The 17,759-nt window shown below is 61.5% G+C and carries 17 protein-coding genes and 1 pseudogene; 13 read left to right on the top strand and 5 right to left on the bottom strand.

All coding sequences use genetic code 11. From position 1 onward, the window contains the following. From AAC126_RS17555 to AAC126_RS17565, 3 genes are all read left to right on the top strand, one after another. Positions 1 to 769 (top strand): M20/M25/M40 family metallo-hydrolase (locus AAC126_RS17555; RefSeq protein WP_339855719.1); only part of this gene is annotated, 769 nt, incomplete at its 5' end. Positions 770 to 889: 120 nt separating this feature from the next. Continuing rightward, a complete protein-coding gene (gene araD / locus AAC126_RS17560; RefSeq protein WP_339855721.1) occupies positions 890 to 2,653 on the top strand; it encodes an L-arabinonate dehydratase in 1,764 nt (587 codons plus the stop codon). Positions 2,654 to 2,832: 179 nt separating this feature from the next. After that, positions 2,833 to 3,594 (top strand): HAMP domain-containing sensor histidine kinase, encoded by a 762-nt coding sequence (locus tag AAC126_RS17565; protein WP_339855723.1) that lies wholly within the window; start codon positions 2,833 to 2,835, stop codon positions 3,592 to 3,594. Positions 3,595 to 3,612: 18 nt separating this feature from the next. On the opposite strand, the gene otnK is transcribed toward AAC126_RS17565, so the two are convergent. Continuing rightward, entirely contained in the window at positions 3,613 to 4,881 is a 1,269-nt protein-coding gene (gene otnK / locus AAC126_RS17570; RefSeq protein ID WP_339855725.1) for a 3-oxo-tetronate kinase, read from the bottom strand. A gap of 131 nt (positions 4,882 to 5,012) precedes the next feature. Between otnK and otnI the strand changes: the two genes are divergently transcribed. Together otnI and denD are read left to right on the top strand one after the other, a co-directional pair. Next, entirely contained in the window at positions 5,013 to 5,792 is a 780-nt protein-coding gene (gene otnI, locus AAC126_RS17575) for a 2-oxo-tetronate isomerase (RefSeq protein WP_339855727.1), read from the top strand. Continuing rightward, complete coding sequence (denD, locus tag AAC126_RS17580) at positions 5,789 to 6,781, top strand: D-erythronate dehydrogenase (RefSeq protein WP_339855729.1); 993 nt, start codon at positions 5,789 to 5,791, stop codon at positions 6,779 to 6,781. The genes otnI and denD overlap by 4 nt, the downstream gene beginning before the upstream one ends. A 5-nt stretch (positions 6,782 to 6,786) precedes the next feature. Here denD and AAC126_RS17585 read toward each other — a convergent pair whose 3' ends face one another. Together AAC126_RS17585 and AAC126_RS17590 are read right to left on the bottom strand one after the other, a co-directional pair. Further along, entirely contained in the window at positions 6,787 to 7,476 is a 690-nt protein-coding gene (locus tag AAC126_RS17585; RefSeq protein ID WP_339855731.1) for a sulfur transferase domain-containing protein, read from the bottom strand. A 119-nt stretch (positions 7,477 to 7,595) separates the two neighbouring features. Then, a complete protein-coding gene (locus tag AAC126_RS17590) occupies positions 7,596 to 8,525 on the bottom strand; it encodes a VOC family protein (RefSeq protein ID WP_339855733.1) in 930 nt (309 codons plus the stop codon). Positions 8,526 to 8,605: 80 nt separating this feature from the next. Between AAC126_RS17590 and AAC126_RS17595 the strand changes: the two genes are divergently transcribed. Both AAC126_RS17595 and AAC126_RS17600 read left to right on the top strand, forming a co-directional pair. Next, the gene (locus tag AAC126_RS17595; protein WP_339855735.1) at positions 8,606 to 9,847 is read left to right on the top strand and encodes a nucleotide disphospho-sugar-binding domain-containing protein; all 1,242 of its coding nucleotides are present in this window, start codon (positions 8,606 to 8,608) and stop codon (positions 9,845 to 9,847) included. 74 nt (positions 9,848 to 9,921) lie between these two features. Next, on the top strand, positions 9,922 to 10,398 hold the full coding sequence (locus tag AAC126_RS17600) for a hypothetical protein (RefSeq protein ID WP_339855736.1): 477 nt from the start codon (positions 9,922 to 9,924) through the stop codon (positions 10,396 to 10,398). A gap of 108 nt (positions 10,399 to 10,506) precedes the next feature. On the opposite strand, the gene bfr is transcribed toward AAC126_RS17600, so the two are convergent. Beyond that, positions 10,507 to 10,989: a bacterioferritin gene (gene bfr, locus AAC126_RS17605; RefSeq protein ID WP_339855738.1), complete on the bottom strand. Its 483-nt coding sequence runs from the start codon at positions 10,987 to 10,989 to the stop codon at positions 10,507 to 10,509. Positions 10,990 to 11,678: 689 nt separating this feature from the next. Between bfr and AAC126_RS17610 the strand changes: the two genes are divergently transcribed. Genes AAC126_RS17610 through AAC126_RS17620 form a run of 3 tightly spaced genes read left to right on the top strand, consistent with a single transcriptional unit; the run spans position 11,679 to position 14,265 of the window. Then, positions 11,679 to 13,160: a cobyric acid synthase gene (locus AAC126_RS17610; protein WP_339855740.1), complete on the top strand. Its 1,482-nt coding sequence runs from the start codon at positions 11,679 to 11,681 to the stop codon at positions 13,158 to 13,160. A gap of 49 nt (positions 13,161 to 13,209) precedes the next feature. After that, entirely contained in the window at positions 13,210 to 13,740 is a 531-nt protein-coding gene (locus AAC126_RS17615) for a peptidylprolyl isomerase (RefSeq protein WP_339855742.1), read from the top strand. 60 nt (positions 13,741 to 13,800) lie between these two features. Next, positions 13,801 to 14,265 (top strand): peptidylprolyl isomerase, encoded by a 465-nt coding sequence (locus AAC126_RS17620; RefSeq protein ID WP_339855744.1) that lies wholly within the window; start codon positions 13,801 to 13,803, stop codon positions 14,263 to 14,265. A 56-nt stretch (positions 14,266 to 14,321) separates the two neighbouring features. Here AAC126_RS17620 and AAC126_RS17625 read toward each other — a convergent pair whose 3' ends face one another. Further along, the gene (locus AAC126_RS17625; RefSeq protein WP_339855746.1) at positions 14,322 to 14,663 is read right to left on the bottom strand and encodes a DUF1491 family protein; all 342 of its coding nucleotides are present in this window, start codon (positions 14,661 to 14,663) and stop codon (positions 14,322 to 14,324) included. Positions 14,664 to 14,823: 160 nt separating this feature from the next. Here AAC126_RS17625 and AAC126_RS17630 point away from each other — a divergent pair, with 160 nt between their 5' ends. The 3 genes and pseudogenes from AAC126_RS17630 to AAC126_RS17640 form a co-directional block, all read left to right on the top strand. Next, positions 14,824 to 15,816 carry a BMP family ABC transporter substrate-binding protein gene (locus AAC126_RS17630; protein ID WP_339855748.1) on the top strand — a complete coding sequence of 331 codons (993 nt, stop codon included), beginning with the start codon at positions 14,824 to 14,826 and terminating at the stop codon, positions 15,814 to 15,816. A gap of 19 nt (positions 15,817 to 15,835) precedes the next feature. Continuing rightward, the gene (locus tag AAC126_RS17635; RefSeq protein WP_339855749.1) at positions 15,836 to 17,455 is read left to right on the top strand and encodes an ABC transporter ATP-binding protein; all 1,620 of its coding nucleotides are present in this window, start codon (positions 15,836 to 15,838) and stop codon (positions 17,453 to 17,455) included. Next, positions 17,452 to 17,759 (top strand): annotated as a pseudogene (locus AAC126_RS17640) (ABC transporter permease); the annotation flags it as partial. The gene AAC126_RS17635 and the pseudogene AAC126_RS17640, both read left to right, overlap by 4 nt.

Raw genomic sequence — 17,759 nt, forward strand, 5'->3', positions numbered from 1 at the left:
TTCCTACGATGAAGAGATCGGCTGCATCGGCGTGCGCGGCCTGATCAAGGACATGGCCGAGAACCTGCCGCTGCCGATCGCCGTTGTGGTCGGCGAGCCGACCGGCATGAAGATCATCGGCGGCAACAAGGGCAGCCGCAGCCTCTCCGTCGTTGTCCGTGGCGTACCGGGCCATTCCAGCGAGCCGCATCGCGGTGCCAATTCCATCATGTTCGCCGCCCGGATCATCAATCTGCTGGAACAGATCCAGACCGAACTGCGCGAGAACGCGCATGAGGACAGCCCGTTCGATCCGCCCTACACCACCATCGATCTCGGCGTCATCGAAGGCGGCACCGCGCACAACATCATCCCGGAATTCACCAAATTCCGCTGGGGCATGCGGCTGCATCCGGGCGATGACGGCGAAGTCATCGAGCAGCGTGTCCGCGACTATATCGAGAGCGAGCTGAACCCGGCCCTGAAGGCCGTCTCTCCGGAAGCCGGCGTGACCATGGAACTGGTCAATGACGTGCCGCCACTCGTACCGGACACGGAATCCGCCGCCGAAGACCTGATCCGCCACCTGACCGGCCTCAACCAGTCCGGCGCGGTCTCCTTCGGAACCGAGGCTGGCTTCTTCCAACAGGCCGGCGTCCCGGGCGTGATCTTCGGCCCCGGTTACATCCAGCAGGCGCACCAGCCGGACGAGTTCATCGAGATCTCCCAGGTCGAGGAATGCGTTGAATTCATGACCAAGCTGACGGACTGGGCCGCTAAAAACGGCTGAGCCGCCGCATTACGCAGTCACCACCTTGACCCTGTTGCGAACCGGTGAGACGGTTCGCAATAGATGAAAAAAAACGTCCGGCGCTAAAACCGGACGATGGTCAAGGGGGAGACCGGCGCAATGGCCGCTGACAATTCGAACAGGGACAATTCGAACAAGAACGATCCGGACAAGGGCAAACGGCGCTCGTCCGACTGGTACGGAAAAGCCGATAAAGACGGCTGGGCGCACCGCTCCTGGATGAAGAACCGGGGCATTCCCGCCGACATGTTCGACGGGCGCCCGGTGATCGGCATCTGCAATACCTGGTCCGAGTTCAATCCCTGCAACGCCCATTTCCGCGATATCGCGGAACGGGTGAAGCGCGGCGTCTATGAAGCCGGCGGCATGCCGGTTGAATTCCCGGTCTTCTCCACCTCCGAAAGCCAGCTCCGGCCGACGGCCATGCTGTACCGCAACCTCGCCTCGATGGATGTCGAGGAAGCCATCCGCGGCCTGCCGATGGATGGCGTCGTGCTGCTGGTCGGCTGCGACAAGACCACGCCGTCGCTGATGATGGGCGCGGCGAGCTGCGATCTGCCGACGATCACCGTCTCCGGCGGCCCGATGCTGAACGGTCACTACCGGGGCGAGCTGGTCGGCAGCGGGACTCATGTCTGGAAATTCTCGGAAATGGTCCGTGCGGGCGAAATGACCCTGCAGGATTTCATGGATGCTGAACAGGACAATGCCCGCTCCGCCGGTCACTGCATGACCATGGGCACCGCCTCCACCATGGCCTCCATGGTGGAATCCCTCGGCGCCGGCCTGCCCCACAACGCTGCCATTCCCGCCGTGGATTCCAGGCGCAATGTGCTGTCCCAGATGGCCGGACGCCGGATCGTCGAAATGGTGCGCCAGGACATCAAACTTTCCGATGTGCTGAAGCGCGAGAATTTCGAGAATGCCATCATGGTCAACGGCGCCATCGGCGGCTCGACCAATGCTGTTGTGCATCTGCTGGCCATCGCCGGTCGCATGGGCATCGACATCACGCTGGATGACTGGGACCGGCTGGGCCGGGACGTGCCCTGCCTGCTGAACCTGATGCCGTCCGGCGAGTTCCTGATGGAGGATTTCTTCTATGCCGGCGGCCTGCCCGCCATCATCCGGGAGCTTGAAGGCTTCATCCACAAGGATGCGATGACGGTGAACGGGCGGACGCTCTGGGAAAACAACAAGGACGCGGAGTGCTGGAACCGGGAAGTCATCTTCCCGCTGGACAAGCCGTTCAAGCCGAATGGCGGCATCGCCGTCCTGCGCGGCAACCTCGCCCCCGACGGCGCTATCATCAAGCCGTCCGCCGCATCGCCGGAACTGATGAAGCATCGCGGCCGGGCCGTGGTTTTCGAGACCATCGAGGACTACAAGGAGAAGATCGACGATCCGGATCTCGATATCGACGAGACCTGCATCATGGTCCTGAAGAACTGCGGCCCGAAAGGCTATCCCGGCATGGCCGAGGTCGGGAATATGGGCCTTCCGCCGAAAGTCCTGAAAAAAGGCATCAAGGACATGATCCGGATTTCCGACGCCCGGATGAGCGGCACCGCCTATGGCACCGTGATCCTGCATTCGGCGCCGGAAGCCGCTGCCGGCGGGCCGCTCGCCTTCGTGCAGAACGGCGACATGATCGAGGTCGATGTCGACGCACGGCGCATGCATCTGGATGTTTCAGACGAGGAAATGGAGCGCCGGCGGGCCGCATGGCCGGGGTTTGAATCGCCCTATGACAGGGGATATTCCAAACTCTACGTTGAGCATGTGGAGCAGGCCGACAAGGGCGCGGACCTGGATTTCCTCGTCGGCAGGAGCGGAACCCCGATCATGCGCGAGTCCCATTAATAAAAATTTTTTGGTTTCGGTGCGAACATGATGGCTGCGTTGTAATACAAAAGTATGCAACGCTTGATAAACAGTCGCTCAGTGACCCACCGGCATGCATTGCACCGAAACCGAATAAAAGAACAGTCTCATGCTGCGGTGTCGTTACCATGAACCGATGACAAACGGCATGTATAAATATGAAGAAGACGCATATACCCGATGCTCCCTCCTCTGTGGATGGCACGGAAACAGAGACAGCCCTTGGCGGCGACAAGGAATTCGTGGCCGACATTGCGCACGAAATGCGCAATGCGTTGAATGCGCTGCGTGCCTATACACATCTCCTGAAGGCCGAAAAGCACGGGCCACACAGCCATCCGCAATATCAGCGCTACTCAACGGTAGCCCATGATGCCGCCGAGGCCCTGGTGCGAATCTGCGACCGCTTGCTTGACGGAGATGAAACGGGCATGCCGGATCCGGGGCCAGCGCCATCGACAGATGCGAGCGCTGTTTCAAGCATCGTGGTCGAACGCTATGCGGCACTGGCGGAAGAGAAAAATGTCTCTCTGTATGTCCAGTTCGAGCGGGGGTTTCCCTCCCTGCCTATTCCCCAAACCATCCTTGAAGATGTCCTCGGCAATCTGATTACGAATGCCATCAAGTTCACATCTTCCGGCGGAACCATCGCAGTCATCGGCAAGTGCGACCCTAAATCCGGTGCCGTTATCATGGTGGTGCGCGATACCGGGGTGGGAATGTCACCGGAGAAACTCTCGAAAGTTCTCCAGTTTCTGCCCGTCAAGCCGGCGGAAGGATCAGATGGCGAGCTCGGCACAGGCCGCGGCCTGTCGATCATGAAAGCCCAGCTCGCCCCCTATGGCGTGGAGATTGAAATCAGGAGCAATCCGAATTTCGGCACCTCCGTCTCTCTCGTCTTCCCCGCAATCCAGACCTAGCCCCCGGCATCAGAGCGGTTACGGCATGGCCGCCAGTGCCTTGGCAAAGAAGTCCGTACCGCCAAAATTACCGGACTTGAGCGCCAGCGCGATGGGCTCGTCGCCCAGAGAGACCGTCGCCGGAACGCCGGGGTCGATCTGCGCCCCGATCCGCAGCCCTGTCACACCCAGCGCGGACACAACGGCGCCGGAAGTCTCCCCACCCGCGACGACCAGGCGCCGCACACCTGACGCGACCAGCCCCCTGGCAATCGCGGCCATGGCCTCCTCGACCAGTGCGCCAGCCTCCGCGCGGCCAAGACGGTCCTGCACCGCACGCACCGTTTCCGCCGGCTGGCTGGCATAAACCAGTACCGGACCCGCCGAAATCTTTTCGCGCGCCCAGTCGAGCACTTCTTCCACCACAGTCTCGCCATCCGCCAGACGCAGCGGATCGATGCCAACGGATGGATAGTCCGCCTTGAACCGCTCGATCTGCCCGAGCGTCGCAACGGAACAGCTTCCGGCAAGCACAGCGGCATGCCCCGGAACCGCCGGAACGGCATCCGCTCCAGCCGTTTCCCCCAGCAGACCCTGCCGCCGGTAGTTCTCGGGAAGGCCGATGGCGATACCGGACCCACCGGTGATCAGCGCAAGATCAGTCAGAGCGCAATCTATTGAAAACAAATGACGATCAAGAACGGCATCCACAATGGCGATACCACCTCCGGCCGATTTCAACGCCTCGATTTCCGCCGAAATTGCCTCCGGACCGGCTTCGACGGTAGCGAACTGGATCATCTTAACTGGATTTTTAGTTTGTCGTTGCAGGACCGACACAAGATTGCTGTCCGTCATCGGTGTCAGGGGGTGATTCCGCATCGGGCTGTCGGACAAAAGCTGATCGCCGACGAACAGATGCCCCTTGAAAATCGTCCGCCCCGTCTCGGGAAAGGCCGGACAGGCAATCGTGAAGTCCGTCTTCAGATCCGCCATCAGCGCATCCGTCACCGGCCCGATATTGCCCTCGTCGATCGAATCGAATGTGGAGCAATATTTGAAGAAAAACTGCCGGCAGCCTGCATTTTGCAGCCATTTCAGCGCGGCGCGTGACTGAGCGACCGCCTCCTTCACCGGATTTGTTCTCGATTTCAGGGCAACGACGATGGCATCCGCATCGGGCAGCGGAGTCTTTCCATCGGGCACGCCAATCAGCTGCACCGTCCGCATGCCGCCGCGCACAAGCATGTTCGCGAGGTCGGTCGCCCCGGTGAAATCATCCGCGATACAGCCGAGAATAGGCGCCATAACCGCATGCCTCCCTTAACAAATCAGTTTCTGGATTGAGCAGCGCAGTCTGCTGTAGGCTGCGTCTCCAATCAAGCGCGGGACCGCGCTTCAACCGGCAATTTCAAGGACCGGCAACCAAGGGGGTATTCATGCCAAAACTGGCAGCCAATCTATCCATGATGTTTCAGGAGCATGCGTTCCTTGACCGTTTCCAGGCTGCGGCCGATGCCGGGTTCAAGGGTGTCGAGTTCCTGTTTCCGTATGATTTCCCGGCCGAAACGATCAACACACGCCTGAAGGACGCCGGTCTTGAGCAGACGCTCTTCAATCTGCCGCCCGGTGACTGGGAAGCGGGGGAGCGCGGTTTCGCGGCAATTCCGGGACGGGAAGATACTTTCGGCGCGGCGCTGGAACAGGCGCTCGATTATGCCGTCACGCTCGACTGCCCGCGCCTGCATGTGATGAGCGGCCTTGTCCCCGACGGCGTCTCCCGCGAGGCCTGTACGGAAACCCTGATAGCCAATCTGCGTCAGGCGGCTCCGATCGCAGCCAAGCGCGGCAAAACCCTGATCATCGAGCCGATCAACAACATCGATATTCCCGGATACTTCCTGAATTATCAGGCCCAGGCCCGGTCGATCCTCGAGGCTGTCGGCGCGGACAATGTCCGGCTGCAGTTCGACCTCTATCACTGCCAGATCATGGAAGGGAATCTCGCGGTTCACCTGCAGGATTATCTCGACCTGATCGAGCATATCCAGATCGCGGGCGTCCCGGGCCGGCACGAACCCGATATCGGCGAGATCAATTATCGTTACCTGTTCGATCTGATGGACGAGCTTGGCTATGACGGCTGGGTCGGCTGCGAATACCGACCGGAAGCCGGGACCGTCGATGGTCTCGGATGGAAGAAGGAGTGGTCCCTATGAAGGTCACCATCACCGGGGCCACGGGCTTCATTGGCCAGAAACTGGCCCGCCGCCTGCTCGATTCCAACGCCATCGTCGCCGCCGACGGCAGCCGGCAGAGCATCACCGAGCTGACCCTGCTCGACACCGTACCGGCGCCCGCCGCGCTGACGGACGATAGCCGGGTGCGCAGCCTCTCCGGCGATATCACGGACAGCGCCCTGCTGGCCGAGGCCATCCCGGGCGACACGGACAGCGTCTTCCATCTTGCCGCCATTGTCAGCGCCGGGGCAGAAGAGGATTTCGAACTCGGCATGGCCGTCAATCTGGATGCCACGCGGAACATTCTGGAAATTCTCCGGCAAGCCGACGGCACGCCGAAAATGGTCTTCGCCAGTTCCTGTGCGGCTTTCGGCGGGGACCTGCCCAATATCGTCGAGGACATGACGGCAACGACGCCGACGACCTCCTACGGCACCCAGAAGGCCATCGGTGAGCTGCTGGTGTCGGACTACAGCCGGCGCGGCTTCGTGGATGGGCGCTCGCTTCGTTTCCCGACTGTCGTGGTGCGTCCGGGCAAGCCGAACAAGGCCGCCTCCACCTTTGCCAGCTCGATCTTCCGCGAGCCATTGCAGGGGCAGCGCGCTGTTTGTCCGGTGGCGCCAGACGCCAAGATGTGGCTCGCCTCCCCGCGCAGCATCGTCGAGAACACACTGCACGCCCATAATCTGGCAGCCAGTGCCTGGGGCGCGTCCCGCACGGTCTCGCTTCCCGGCTTCTCGCTCACTGTCGCGGAGATGGCGAAAGCACTGGAAAATGTCGCCGGTCCGGCCGTGGCGGGGCGGATCGACTGGGAGCCCGATCCCTTCATCGAAAAGATCGTGCGCGGCTGGCCGCCCGCCTTCAACACCAAGAAGGCGGCAGCGCTCGGCTTTACGCAGGATGAAGGCATGGAAGCCGTCATCCGGGCCTTTATCGAGGACGAGCTGAACGGAAAAATCGCCGCCTGACCGGATTATTCCCGGCGCAGCACCTTGTCGACGATCAGTGAATAGAACCACTGATCGCGGAAGGACGCCTTCAAGGCATCGGGATCATATTCCGTCTCGACCCAGTCGCGGAATGTGATCCCGGTTTCCTCATGCCGGTCGGCGAATGTCTCGAACACGAAATCGACAACACCGGTCTTGCCCTGCCTCATATGGCCGAAGCGCAGGGAAAGCTGGTCCATCGCTTCCCGCATCGGCACGCCGTGCTTCAGGTGCAGATAAAGCGTGCTCATCAGTCCGGTACGGTCCGCGCCGGACTTGCAATGCATCAGGGTCGGCCCCTCGAGCTGGTCCCAGACATTGATGGCGTCGATCATGGTCTCCCGCTTCAGCGGACTGCGGGAGCGGATCGGCAGGCTGATCAGCTTCAACCCGAGCCGCTCACAGGCTTCCCGCTCCAGCCGGTAGCGGTAATTGTCCTGCTCCGAGCCGCGCAGATTGAGAACGGTCCGGAAACCGGCCTTGGCCAGCCGCTCCAGATGCCACGGCGACGGTTGGGCCGAACGCCACAGGTCATCCCGCACCAGATGCTTGTTCAAATAGATCGAGCGGAAGACCCCGTGATCCTGCGCCATCAGGTGCCACCAGGCACGGCGGCGCTCCAGGCCTTCAAGTTTTGGAAGAGCCGGGTTCTCCGGCAGGGATGCATCGATCATCGGATCCAACTCGTTGCTTTCGCGTTCAGGGTCTCGATCATCATCACCAGCACCCACAATACCCAGCCTCGTTTCGTTACGAGCCTGTTCTACACACATTTGCTGGCGATTTTATGACTCTATCCCCCGATCCAGGGCAATTTCTCCTCATTTTCCGCGATGAACAGGGTTCCGCCTATGGTCTCCGGCAGGGAGAGGCGGAGATAACCGTCCATGCTCTCCGGCGCGAAACCGCGCTCCTTCAGGAAGGCTTCGGTCTTCGCCAGATCTTCGGATAGCAGCCCGTAGCCGACGATCAGAGGACCGTCTTCCGGTAATTCCGCATCCGGCACAAGCGCGCCAAGCCCCTCCTCGTCCACGATCACCACGCCGCCGCGGTCGAGCGGAATACGCCAGACATGCTCGCTCAGCGGCTTCGGGCCGCCCTGGTTCAGGAACCAGCAATAGCGTGCAGCCACCTTGTCGAGAGTCTCCACGCCAACCACCACATCCCGGAGCGCGACAATACCATTACCGTGATGCAGCCAGCGGTCCTGCCAGACGATCTCCTCGGTATGGTGCGCAACATATTGCACCCGCCCCTCGGGCATGTCCTCCGGCCGGACCCGGCAGACGGTAAAGGAGGCTTCGTCCTCTCCCCCGTCGGCCAGACCGACCGGGCGTTTCAGATGCACCAGGGGCTCCGGGTGAAAGCCGGTCAGGGTCAACCGGCCCTGTACGCTTTCCGGATCGGCGCAGCCAAAAGCGATCAGATGCAGGCCGACATACCGCTCCATCTGGGCTTTCGCCCGCCCGCCAAGCGTCGTCGACGCATCCGATACCGTGATCACCTCGATATAGCCCTCGGGCAGCATGATGCAGCGATTTGCCGTGCCCGACGGCACCGGCTCGGTCTCCTCGCCAACAATATGGCGGTGTTCCGTATAGGGCGTCTGCACAAAGCCGAGCCGGTTAAACTCGCGATGCGCCTCCGCCATATCCGGCACGAAATGCGCTATATGATCGAGGAAGATCTCCTCTCCGACCGGCAATTGCCGCGGCTGTTCCATATTCCGTTCTTTCCCGGCTTGCTTTCCGAATCTGCAGCGTCACTATGCAAATAAATCAAGGCACTGAAAAGTAACGGTTGATGCGCATTTTATTCGGGTGGGAATTTGGGGCCGGACTCGGCCACATCAACAGGATCAAACCGATCGCCCGCGCGCTTCGGGAACGGGGCGCGGAAATTTTCCTCGCCCTGCAGGAAACCGAACGCGCGGATGGCTTCTGGGATCCGAAAACAGGCAAGCTGCCGGACGGCTATCATCTGCTGCCGATCCCGCGCTGGAACATGCCGTCCGACCCGAAAGCGCGAACGGTCCCGACCCATTCCTTCGCCGATGTCCTGAACCTGATCGGCTATGGCAACGAGATCGGCCTGGCCTCCCGCCTCGAAGCCTGGAGCGGTCTCTTCGCGGCCGTGCGCCCGGATCTGGTGATCGGTGATTTCAGCCCGACCATGAATATCGCGGCGCGCGGCCGGATCCCGTCCCTGACCATCGGAAACGGCTACACCATGCCGCCCGGCGGACAGGCCATGCCGCCGATCCGGCCCTGGCAGGAGTCGCTCGAAAAATTTTCCCGGGAACATGAAGCGAAGCTGCTCGCCACCATCAACAAGATGCTGCGATTGCGCGGTGAGGAACAGCTCCCCTATCTGAGCGATGCCTTTCACGGCGACCGGTCCTTTCCGCTCACCCTGTCCATCGTCGATCCCTATGCGGCGCATCGCGCGGAGGAAACTGTCCCGCCCTTCAACATGCCGACGGACATCACGCCCCTGCCGAAGGACCAGCGGACGGCGGACGGCGTGTTTTTCTACATGCCGCATTCCCACCCGCTTCTGAAGCTGGCAATGGATGCGCTGAAACAGAGCGGCCTTCAGGTGCAGGCCTATATCAGCGGCATCAATGCGGAATCCGCCCGTAAGAACTCCACCGCCCGGTTCCGTATCAGCCCGACGCCCCTGCCCTTCAACGAGGTCATGCCAAGGGCACGGCTGCTGGTGCATCACGGCGGGCTCTCAACAGCGGTCGCCGGAACCATGGCCGGAACACCACAGGCCATCCTGCCCTGGAACCTGGAACATCTCGTCACGGCCAAGCGGATCGAAACCCTTGGCGCGACGCGCGTACTGAACAATCCGGCGAAGGAGCTTCCCGGCAAGGCACTGACGCAGTTTCTCGTCCGGACGGCGCGCGATGACGGCTTTCTCGAAACGGCCATCGCCGCGGCCAGGTCCGTGGAGCTGGGGAGTCCGGAGGCCGGTCTCCAGACCATCGTCTCGGCCTGTTTCGAATTGGCTGGAAAAACCGTGCCTGATCGCCCCTGAGATGAATTCTTTTAATTGCAACTCATTCTCATAATCACTAACCTGTCCTGACCATTCGATGGGAGGGATAAATCGTGCAGCATTCGCTGACAGCACAAACCGGGATTCAGGCGCGGACCGGAAGCGGGCCACTCCCTTCAATACTGGCGACACCCACGCTCGATGAATTCGAAACCCTGATCCTCTGGGGCATGCGGCAATGGATGCACGCGCACAAGGAACGGCGTTGCGCGACAGGCTCCGTTCTCGACGCGTTTGAGTTCTCCGGGCTTGTCCCGGCTCTCGCGCCGCTCAACCGGATGATGACACTCCTGATTCTCGGCAGCCGCCGGCGTCTTGCCATCGCCACGATTGAGACAGCGCCATTGAGTATCGATGAGCAATTGCTCCTGCGCATCCTGAACGCAGCCCGGCAACACCAGATGGATCTGGTGGAATCCCGGCTCGGGATGTGGATGGAACAGGTCAGCGTCCAGGCGACGGCACAGGCCACGATGCTTCTGGCACAGGCCGCGTTCTCATCACCCGCCGCAGCCAGGGTGGACGCTTAGGTCAACCGGTCCCTGAAACACCGGACCGCCTGCCCTTAAAACAAAGGACATCCCGCCCGACTGGCAGGATGTCCCGGTTCTCGATGCAAATCCGTGGCCGGATCTGCGTTAGTCCATCTTGTTCGCGTCGGACTGCAGCAGCAGATAATTGGGCATGCCCAACTTTTCGATCATGCTGAGCTGCGTCTCGATGTAATCGACGTGACCTTCCTCGTCCTCGAGGATCTCGGCAAAGAGATCGCGGGTCACATAATCACCGACTTCCTCGCAATGCTTGATGCCGGCCTTGTAATTGGCAATGCCGTCCAGCTCGAGCTTCATGTCGCCTTCGAAGATTTCCTTGACGTCCTCGCCAATCAGCAGCTTGTCGAGATACTGCAGGTTCGGCACGCCTTCGAGGAAAAGAATGCGCGCCATAAGCGTTTCCGCATGCTTCATCTCATCGATGGATTCGTCATACTCGTGCTTGCCGAGTTTCGAAAAACCCCAGTCCTGCAACATCTTGGCGTGTAGAAAATACTGGCTGATGGCGGTCAATTCGCCCTTCAGACCGTTATTCAGAAATTCGAGAACCTTAGTGTCGCCCTTCATAGGCCTTACTCCAGAATATATGTCCCGGAGCCGAAGATAGCACTGATTAGAATAATTCCAAGGGCGTTCGCAAAATCTATATTGCGAATTACACTCAATATAACAATGAGTTAGTATTTAATCCCGGACCTATGCGGCATCCGAGGCGGACATCTCAATCTCGCTCGTACGCGCCGAGAGCTGTTCCCGAATGGTGTTCATGCAGGTTCCACACTGGGGGCGGCACCCGACATTTTGATACACCTGACCAACCGTCCGCGCACCGGCATCTATAGCCTTGTCGACACAGCGATTGGTAAATCCGTTGCAAAGACACACATACATCGCGCGATACCCGCAATTGAGAGTCATTCGCATATGATGCTTACTGCGAGTGATTGTCAATACAGAATAAAGGACCAAAAAAGGTCTGTATTTGCTTTTCCCAGCAAGCCACTGAAAGCAGATGAATTTTCAGGAGAAAAATAAGTCGGGCGGTCCCGAAGGACCGCCCTAGCTCGAGCCGGGAGGGAGGGAGCGAAGTCGAAAGGCTCGAGTGTTCCGTTGCCTGCGAGATCCCGCCGGAGGAAGTCAGGGATGACGCGTGCTTGGTGTTTTTTTACCCGTTAAACCTGAACATTTCGTAAACAGGACAAACAAAATCACCTGCGGTATAGCCTGCATTGATGAACGGGGAATGCGTGGCGAGAATGACAGCAAAAGCGCTGATGTTTCAGGGGACAGGATCCGATGTCGGCAAGTCCGTGCTGGTCGCGGGCCTGTGCCGGCTGGCGGCGCGGAACGGCCTGACAGTTCGCCCCTTCAAGCCGCAGAACATGTCCAACAATGCCGCCGTCACCATCGATGGCGGCGAGATCGGCCGGGCCCAGGCATTGCAGGCCCGTGCCTGTGGGGTCGAGCCGCATACCGACATGAACCCGGTGCTGCTGAAACCCGAAACCGATCTCGGCTCCCAGGTGGTGGTGCGGGGCAAGGCACGGGGCCACGCCAAGGCCCGTGCCTATCAGGCCATGAAGCCGGACCTGCTGGGCGCTGTCCGCGAAAGCTTCGCGCGTCTGCAGGAAGAGGCCGACCTGATTCTGGTCGAGGGCGCGGGAAGTCCGGCGGAGGTCAATCTGCGCGCCGGTGATATCGCGAATATGGGATTTGCCGAAGCTGTTGACTGCCCGGTGGTGCTGATCGGCGACATCGATCGCGGCGGTGTCATCGCGTCACTCGTCGGCACCCACGCGGTGATCCCGGAGGCAGACCGCGCGCGTATCGCCGCCTATCTGATCAACAAGTTTCGCGGCGACGTCTCGCTGTTCGACGAAGGCTTGCGCATCGTCACCGAACGCACCGGCTGGCCCTCGCTCGGGGTGGTGCCCTATTTCCCCGAAGCAGGCAAACTTCCCGCGGAAGACGCCGTTGCCCTTGAAAGCGCGGTCCGCGAGGCCGCCGGGCCAATCAAGATCGCCGTCCCGCGCCTTTCCCGCATCGCCAATTTCGACGATCTGGACCCGCTGCGGCTGGAGCCGGACATCACCGTCGATATCGTGGAGCCCGGCCGCGCCCTGCCCGGCGATGCCGCGCTGATCCTGATTCCCGGCTCAAAATCGACCATCGGCGACCTTGCCGACCTGCGCGTTCAGGGCTGGGATGTTGATATCGCCGGGCATGTCCGGCGCGGCGGGCGCGTGCTCGGGATCTGTGGCGGCTACCAGATGCTGGGCCGCAAGGTGCATGACCCGGACGGTCTGGAAGGCCCCGCCGGATCGGCGGACGGGCTCGGGCTGCTGGATGTCGAAACCGTGCTGTCTCCGGAAAAGGCCCTGACCCGCGTCACCGGAAGCGCCATGACCGGGGCCGCCATGGGGGAGCCTATTTCCGGCTACGAGATCCATATCGGCCGGACCGACGGTTCCGACAGGGCGCGTCCCTTCGCCACCATCGACGATGGCACCGGCCCGCATCAGGATGGCGCCTGCTCCCCTTCGGGGCAAATCGCGGGCAGCTATCTGCATGGCATGTTCTCCGATGACAGCTTCCGCCGGAGCTTTCTTGCCGGTCTCGGCGCCACCCACTTCTCCGGCATGAATTTCACCGCCGAGATCGATGGCGTGCTGGACCGGCTGGCCGATCATCTCGAAGCCCATCTGGATACCGAGACTCTGTTCGGTCTTGCCCGTTGAGCGCGGTCGTCTATGGTGCGGCCGGAAACGCTTAATCTCGGAGGCATACATGGCCCATCGCCTTTGCGCACTGCTGGTGCTGCTGACCGCAGTCCTGCTGACCGGCCCGGCGCGCGCCGCGGATCTTGAAAACACGCTTTATCTCGACCTCGAATATGGCCGCGTCGAGATCGAGCTGCGCCCCGACCTGGCGCCGAACCATGTGGCACGGGTCAAGGAACTGGCGCGCCAGCATTTCTATGACGGCATCATCTTTCACCGGGTGATCGACGGCTTCATGGCACAGACCGGCGATCCGACCGGCACCGGCATGGGTGGCAGCGGCCAGAAGCTGAAGGCGGAATTCAGCAATGCTCCATTCGTGCGCGGCACCGTCGGCGCAGCCCGGGCACGCAATCCGAACAGCGCCGACAGCCAGTGGTTCATCTGCTTCACGGACTGCCAGAACCTCAACGGCCAATATACCGTTTGGGGCGTGGTCTCCAAGGGCATGGAATATGTCGACCAGATCAAGCGCGGCGAGCCGCCCCGCAACCCGGATCACATCGTGAAACTGCAGGTCGCCGCGGACGCTCAGTAAGTCCGGGGTTCACCTGTTCCCTAAAACGCATTCCCAGAAACTCAGAAAAGGATCGAAACCTTGAGCGATCAGGAAAATACTCTCTTCATCGATCTCGACCACGGCCGCGTGGTCATCGAACTCAAGCCGGACCTGGCCCCGAAGCATGTTGCCCGGGTCAAGGAACTGGCCCGCGAAGGCTTTTATGACGGCATCGTCTTTCACCGGGTGATCGACGGCTTCATGGCGCAGACCGGCGATCCGACCGGCACCGGCATGAGCGGATCCGGCAAGAAGCTGGACGCCGAATTCTCCGACGCGCCGTTCCAGCGCGGCACCGTCGGCGCCGCACGCTCCCAGAGCCCGAACAGCGCCGACAGCCAGTTCTTCATCTGCTTCAAGGACGCCCGCTTCCTCGACGGTCAGTACACCGTCTGGGGCGAAGTCACCGAAGGCATGGAATTCGTCGACATGATCAAGAAGGGTGAGCCGCCGGTTGACCCCGACAAGATGGTCAAGGTCCAGGTCGCGGCCGACGCCGAATAACCTGAACGAACATCATTCCGATCCAGAACCGGCTGACAGCCGGTTCTGGATCAGGCTCAGAAGAACATCGCGTCTTCGAGCGGATTGCGGCCCTCGCGATCCTCGATTTCCAGCACCCAGATATCCGGATCTATCCGGCGCTCCCGTTCCAGCACCGCGTCCGCATCTGCCTCCGGCACCGGCGTGTCCCCGGTCCGCGACCGCCATTTCAGGCTGCCATCCAGTTCCCGCGCGAGCGCAAGAATGGTGAAACCCGGCCCGAGCCGGTTGATCTTGAGATAAACCGCGCCCGCATCGTCATCCCCCGAGCGCACCACGGTCGCCATCAGACCAAGCACCATGCACTGGCGTAATCCGGCCTGAACCAGCATTTTTGACTTGAGACGCGGTGCACTCATCGGCTAATCCCCGGCGGCCTTTGAAATCTGCGGGCTTTCCGCAATTTTACTGATCGGTAAAAGCAGCAGGACTCCGGCCATTTTCTTTTTTAGACTACCGGCACGGATGGCAATCCGCGAACAGGCCCTGAACGGCCTTAATAAACAGGGATGGCACATAATGAAACAGTGGGTACTGGCGGCGATTGCCGCAATCGGGATCGGCGCCGCCGCCGATGCCGCAGAGTTCAAGCCGGCCGTCGTGTTCGACATGGGCGGAAAGTTCGACAAGAGCTTCAATGAAGGCGTCTATGAAGGTGTCGAACGTTTCTCCAAGGAATCCGGGGTCAAATATCTCGAATTCGAGGTGACCAACGAAACCCAGCGTGAGCAGGCGATCCGCCGCATGGCACGCAAGGGCGCCAACCCGATCCTCGGCGTCGGTTTTGCCCAGGGTCCGGCCATCGAGAAGATCGCCAAGGAATATCCAGACACCAGCTTCGCCATCATCGACAGCGTGGTCGACGTGCCGAACGTGCAGTCCATCGTCTTCAACGAGCATGAAGGCTCCTTCCTGGTCGGCGTGCTGGCGGCGAAAGCCTCCGAAACCGGCAAGCTCGGCTTTGTCGGCGGCATGGATATTCCTCTGATCCGCCGCTTTGCCTGCGGCTATGTCGGCGGCGCCCAGTGGGCGAACAAGGACATCGAGGTTCTGCAGAACATGACCGGCAGCACCCCGGCCGCCTGGAACGACCCGACCAAGGGCGCCGAGCTGGCCCGCAGCCAGTTCGACCGTGGTGCGGACATTGTCTTCGCCGCCGCCGGCTCCACCGGTCTCGGCGTGCTGCAGGCCGCAGCAGACGCAGGCAAGAAAGCCATCGGCGTCGACAGCAACCAGAACTACCTGCATCCGGGTATCATGCTGACCTCGATGCTGAAACGCGTCGATATCGCCGCCTACCGGGTCTTCAAGGAAGCACAGGCCGGTGAGCTGAAGCCGGGCATCAATGTTCTCGGCCTCGGCGATAACGGGGTCGGCTGGGCACTGGACGAGCACAACAAGGCGATGATCACCGACGAGATGAAAGCAGCGGTCGAGAAGGCCGAGGCGGGCATCAAATCCGGCGAGATCACGGTGCACGACTACATGGCCGACAATACCTGTCCGTACTGACGGCCACGTATCAGTCGACATGACCTCCGATCATCACCGGCCCATGGCGGGCGGTAACGTGACGGGCGGCGGCACGCCGCCGCCCGCCATCGAGCTGCAGGGCATCTGCAAGAATTTCGGCCCCGTGCAGGCGAACCGGAATGTGGATCTGCGCGTCATGCCCGGAACCATTCACGGCATCGTCGGCGAGAATGGCGCGGGGAAATCGACTCTGATGTCGATCCTGTACGGCTTCTATCATGCCGATGCCGGGGAAATTTTGGTCGACGGCACGCCGGTCACCATCGCCTCAAGCCGGGCCGCCATCGATCTCGGCATCGGCATGGTGCATCAGCATTTCATGCTGGTCGACACCATGAGCGTGCTCGACAATGTCATGCTCGGCTCCGAAGGCGGCGCCCTGCTGGACAAGGGCGCGAAGGCCGCCCGGACCGAACTGGCGCGGCTGTCCCGCGACTATGGCCTCACGGTCGATCCGGATGCACTTGTCGGCGAGCTTTCGGTCGGCCAGCAGCAGCGGGTCGAGATCCTCAAGGCGCTCATTCGCGGCTGCCGCATTCTCGTGCTGGATGAGCCGACCGGCGTGCTGACGCCGCAGGAAGCCGACCGGCTGTTCGAGATTCTGGATGCGCTCCGGGAGCGCGGCGTCACGATCATCCTGATCACCCACAAGCTGCGCGAGATCCTCGCCGCCACCGACAGCGTCTCCGTCATGCGCCTCGGCGAGATGGTAGCCCACCGGGCAACATCGGAAACCAGCGCCGAGGAACTTGCCGAGTTGATGGTCGGCCGCAAGGTCCTGCTGCGCGTGGACAAGGCCGAGCCGAAGATCGGAGAGACCGTCCTGCATGTCGACGGCCTCACCGTTACCGATAGCCAGGGCGTCGGGCGGGTCAAGGCCGCCAGCTTCACGGTCCGCGCGGGCGAGATCGTCGGCATCGCCGGTGTCGCCGGAAACGGACAGAGCGAGCTGCTCCAGGCGCTTGCCGGTATCCGCCCGCTCTCCGACGGCTCCTTCTCGATCAGCGGCACCCGCACCGTCTCCGCCGCGACGCCCTACAATCCGCACGAAGCCCGCAGTCTCGGCATCGCCCATGTCCCGGAAGACCGGCACCATATGGGCCTGGTCACCGCCTTCCCGGCGCACGAGAACCACATCCTCGGGCATCATGGCTGGGAGCAGTTCAACAACGGCATGCTGCTGGACCGGGACGCCGCCATCGCCGATTGCACGGCGGAGATGGAGCGCTATGACGTGCGCCCGCCGAACCCGCATCTGGCCGCCGCCATGTTCTCCGGCGGCAACCAGCAGAAGGTCGTGCTGGCCCGGGAGCTGGAGACCGAGCCGAAGCTGCTGCTGGTCGGCCAGCCGACGCGCGGCGTCGATATCGGCGCCATCGAGTTCATCCACAACACACTCGTCGCCATGCGCGACCGGGGCGCGGCTTTGTTGCTCGTCTCCGTCGAGCTGGACGAAATCATGTCCCTGTCCGACCGCATTCTGGTCATGTCAGACGGCCGCATCGTCGGCGAGATGATGGCCGCCGACGCGGACCCGCAGCGCATCGGCCTGATGATGGCGAATATTTCAGAAGACGGTGCCCCTCAGGGCAACCCCGAGGGTGACAAAGCCGCATGAGCCAGCCGATCAAGCTCCCGAAATGGGTCGATGTCGGGGTCATCCCGGCCCTGAACATCCTGGCCGCGCTTGCGGTCTCCGCCCTTGTCATCCTGGCGCTCGGCGAAAATCCGATCGAAGCGCTCGACGTCATGCTGTACGGGGCTTTCGGATATGACGAGGCCATCGGCTACACGCTCTATTACACGACCAATTTCATCTTCACCGGCCTCGCCGTCGCCGTCGCCTTTCATGCCGGGCTGTTCAATATCGGCGGCGAGGGACAGGCCTATATCGGCGGGCTCGGCGTCGGACTTGTCATCCT

Source organism: uncultured Nisaea sp., from assembly GCF_963974195.1.
GTDB lineage: Bacteria > Pseudomonadota > Alphaproteobacteria > Thalassobaculales > Thalassobaculaceae > Nisaea.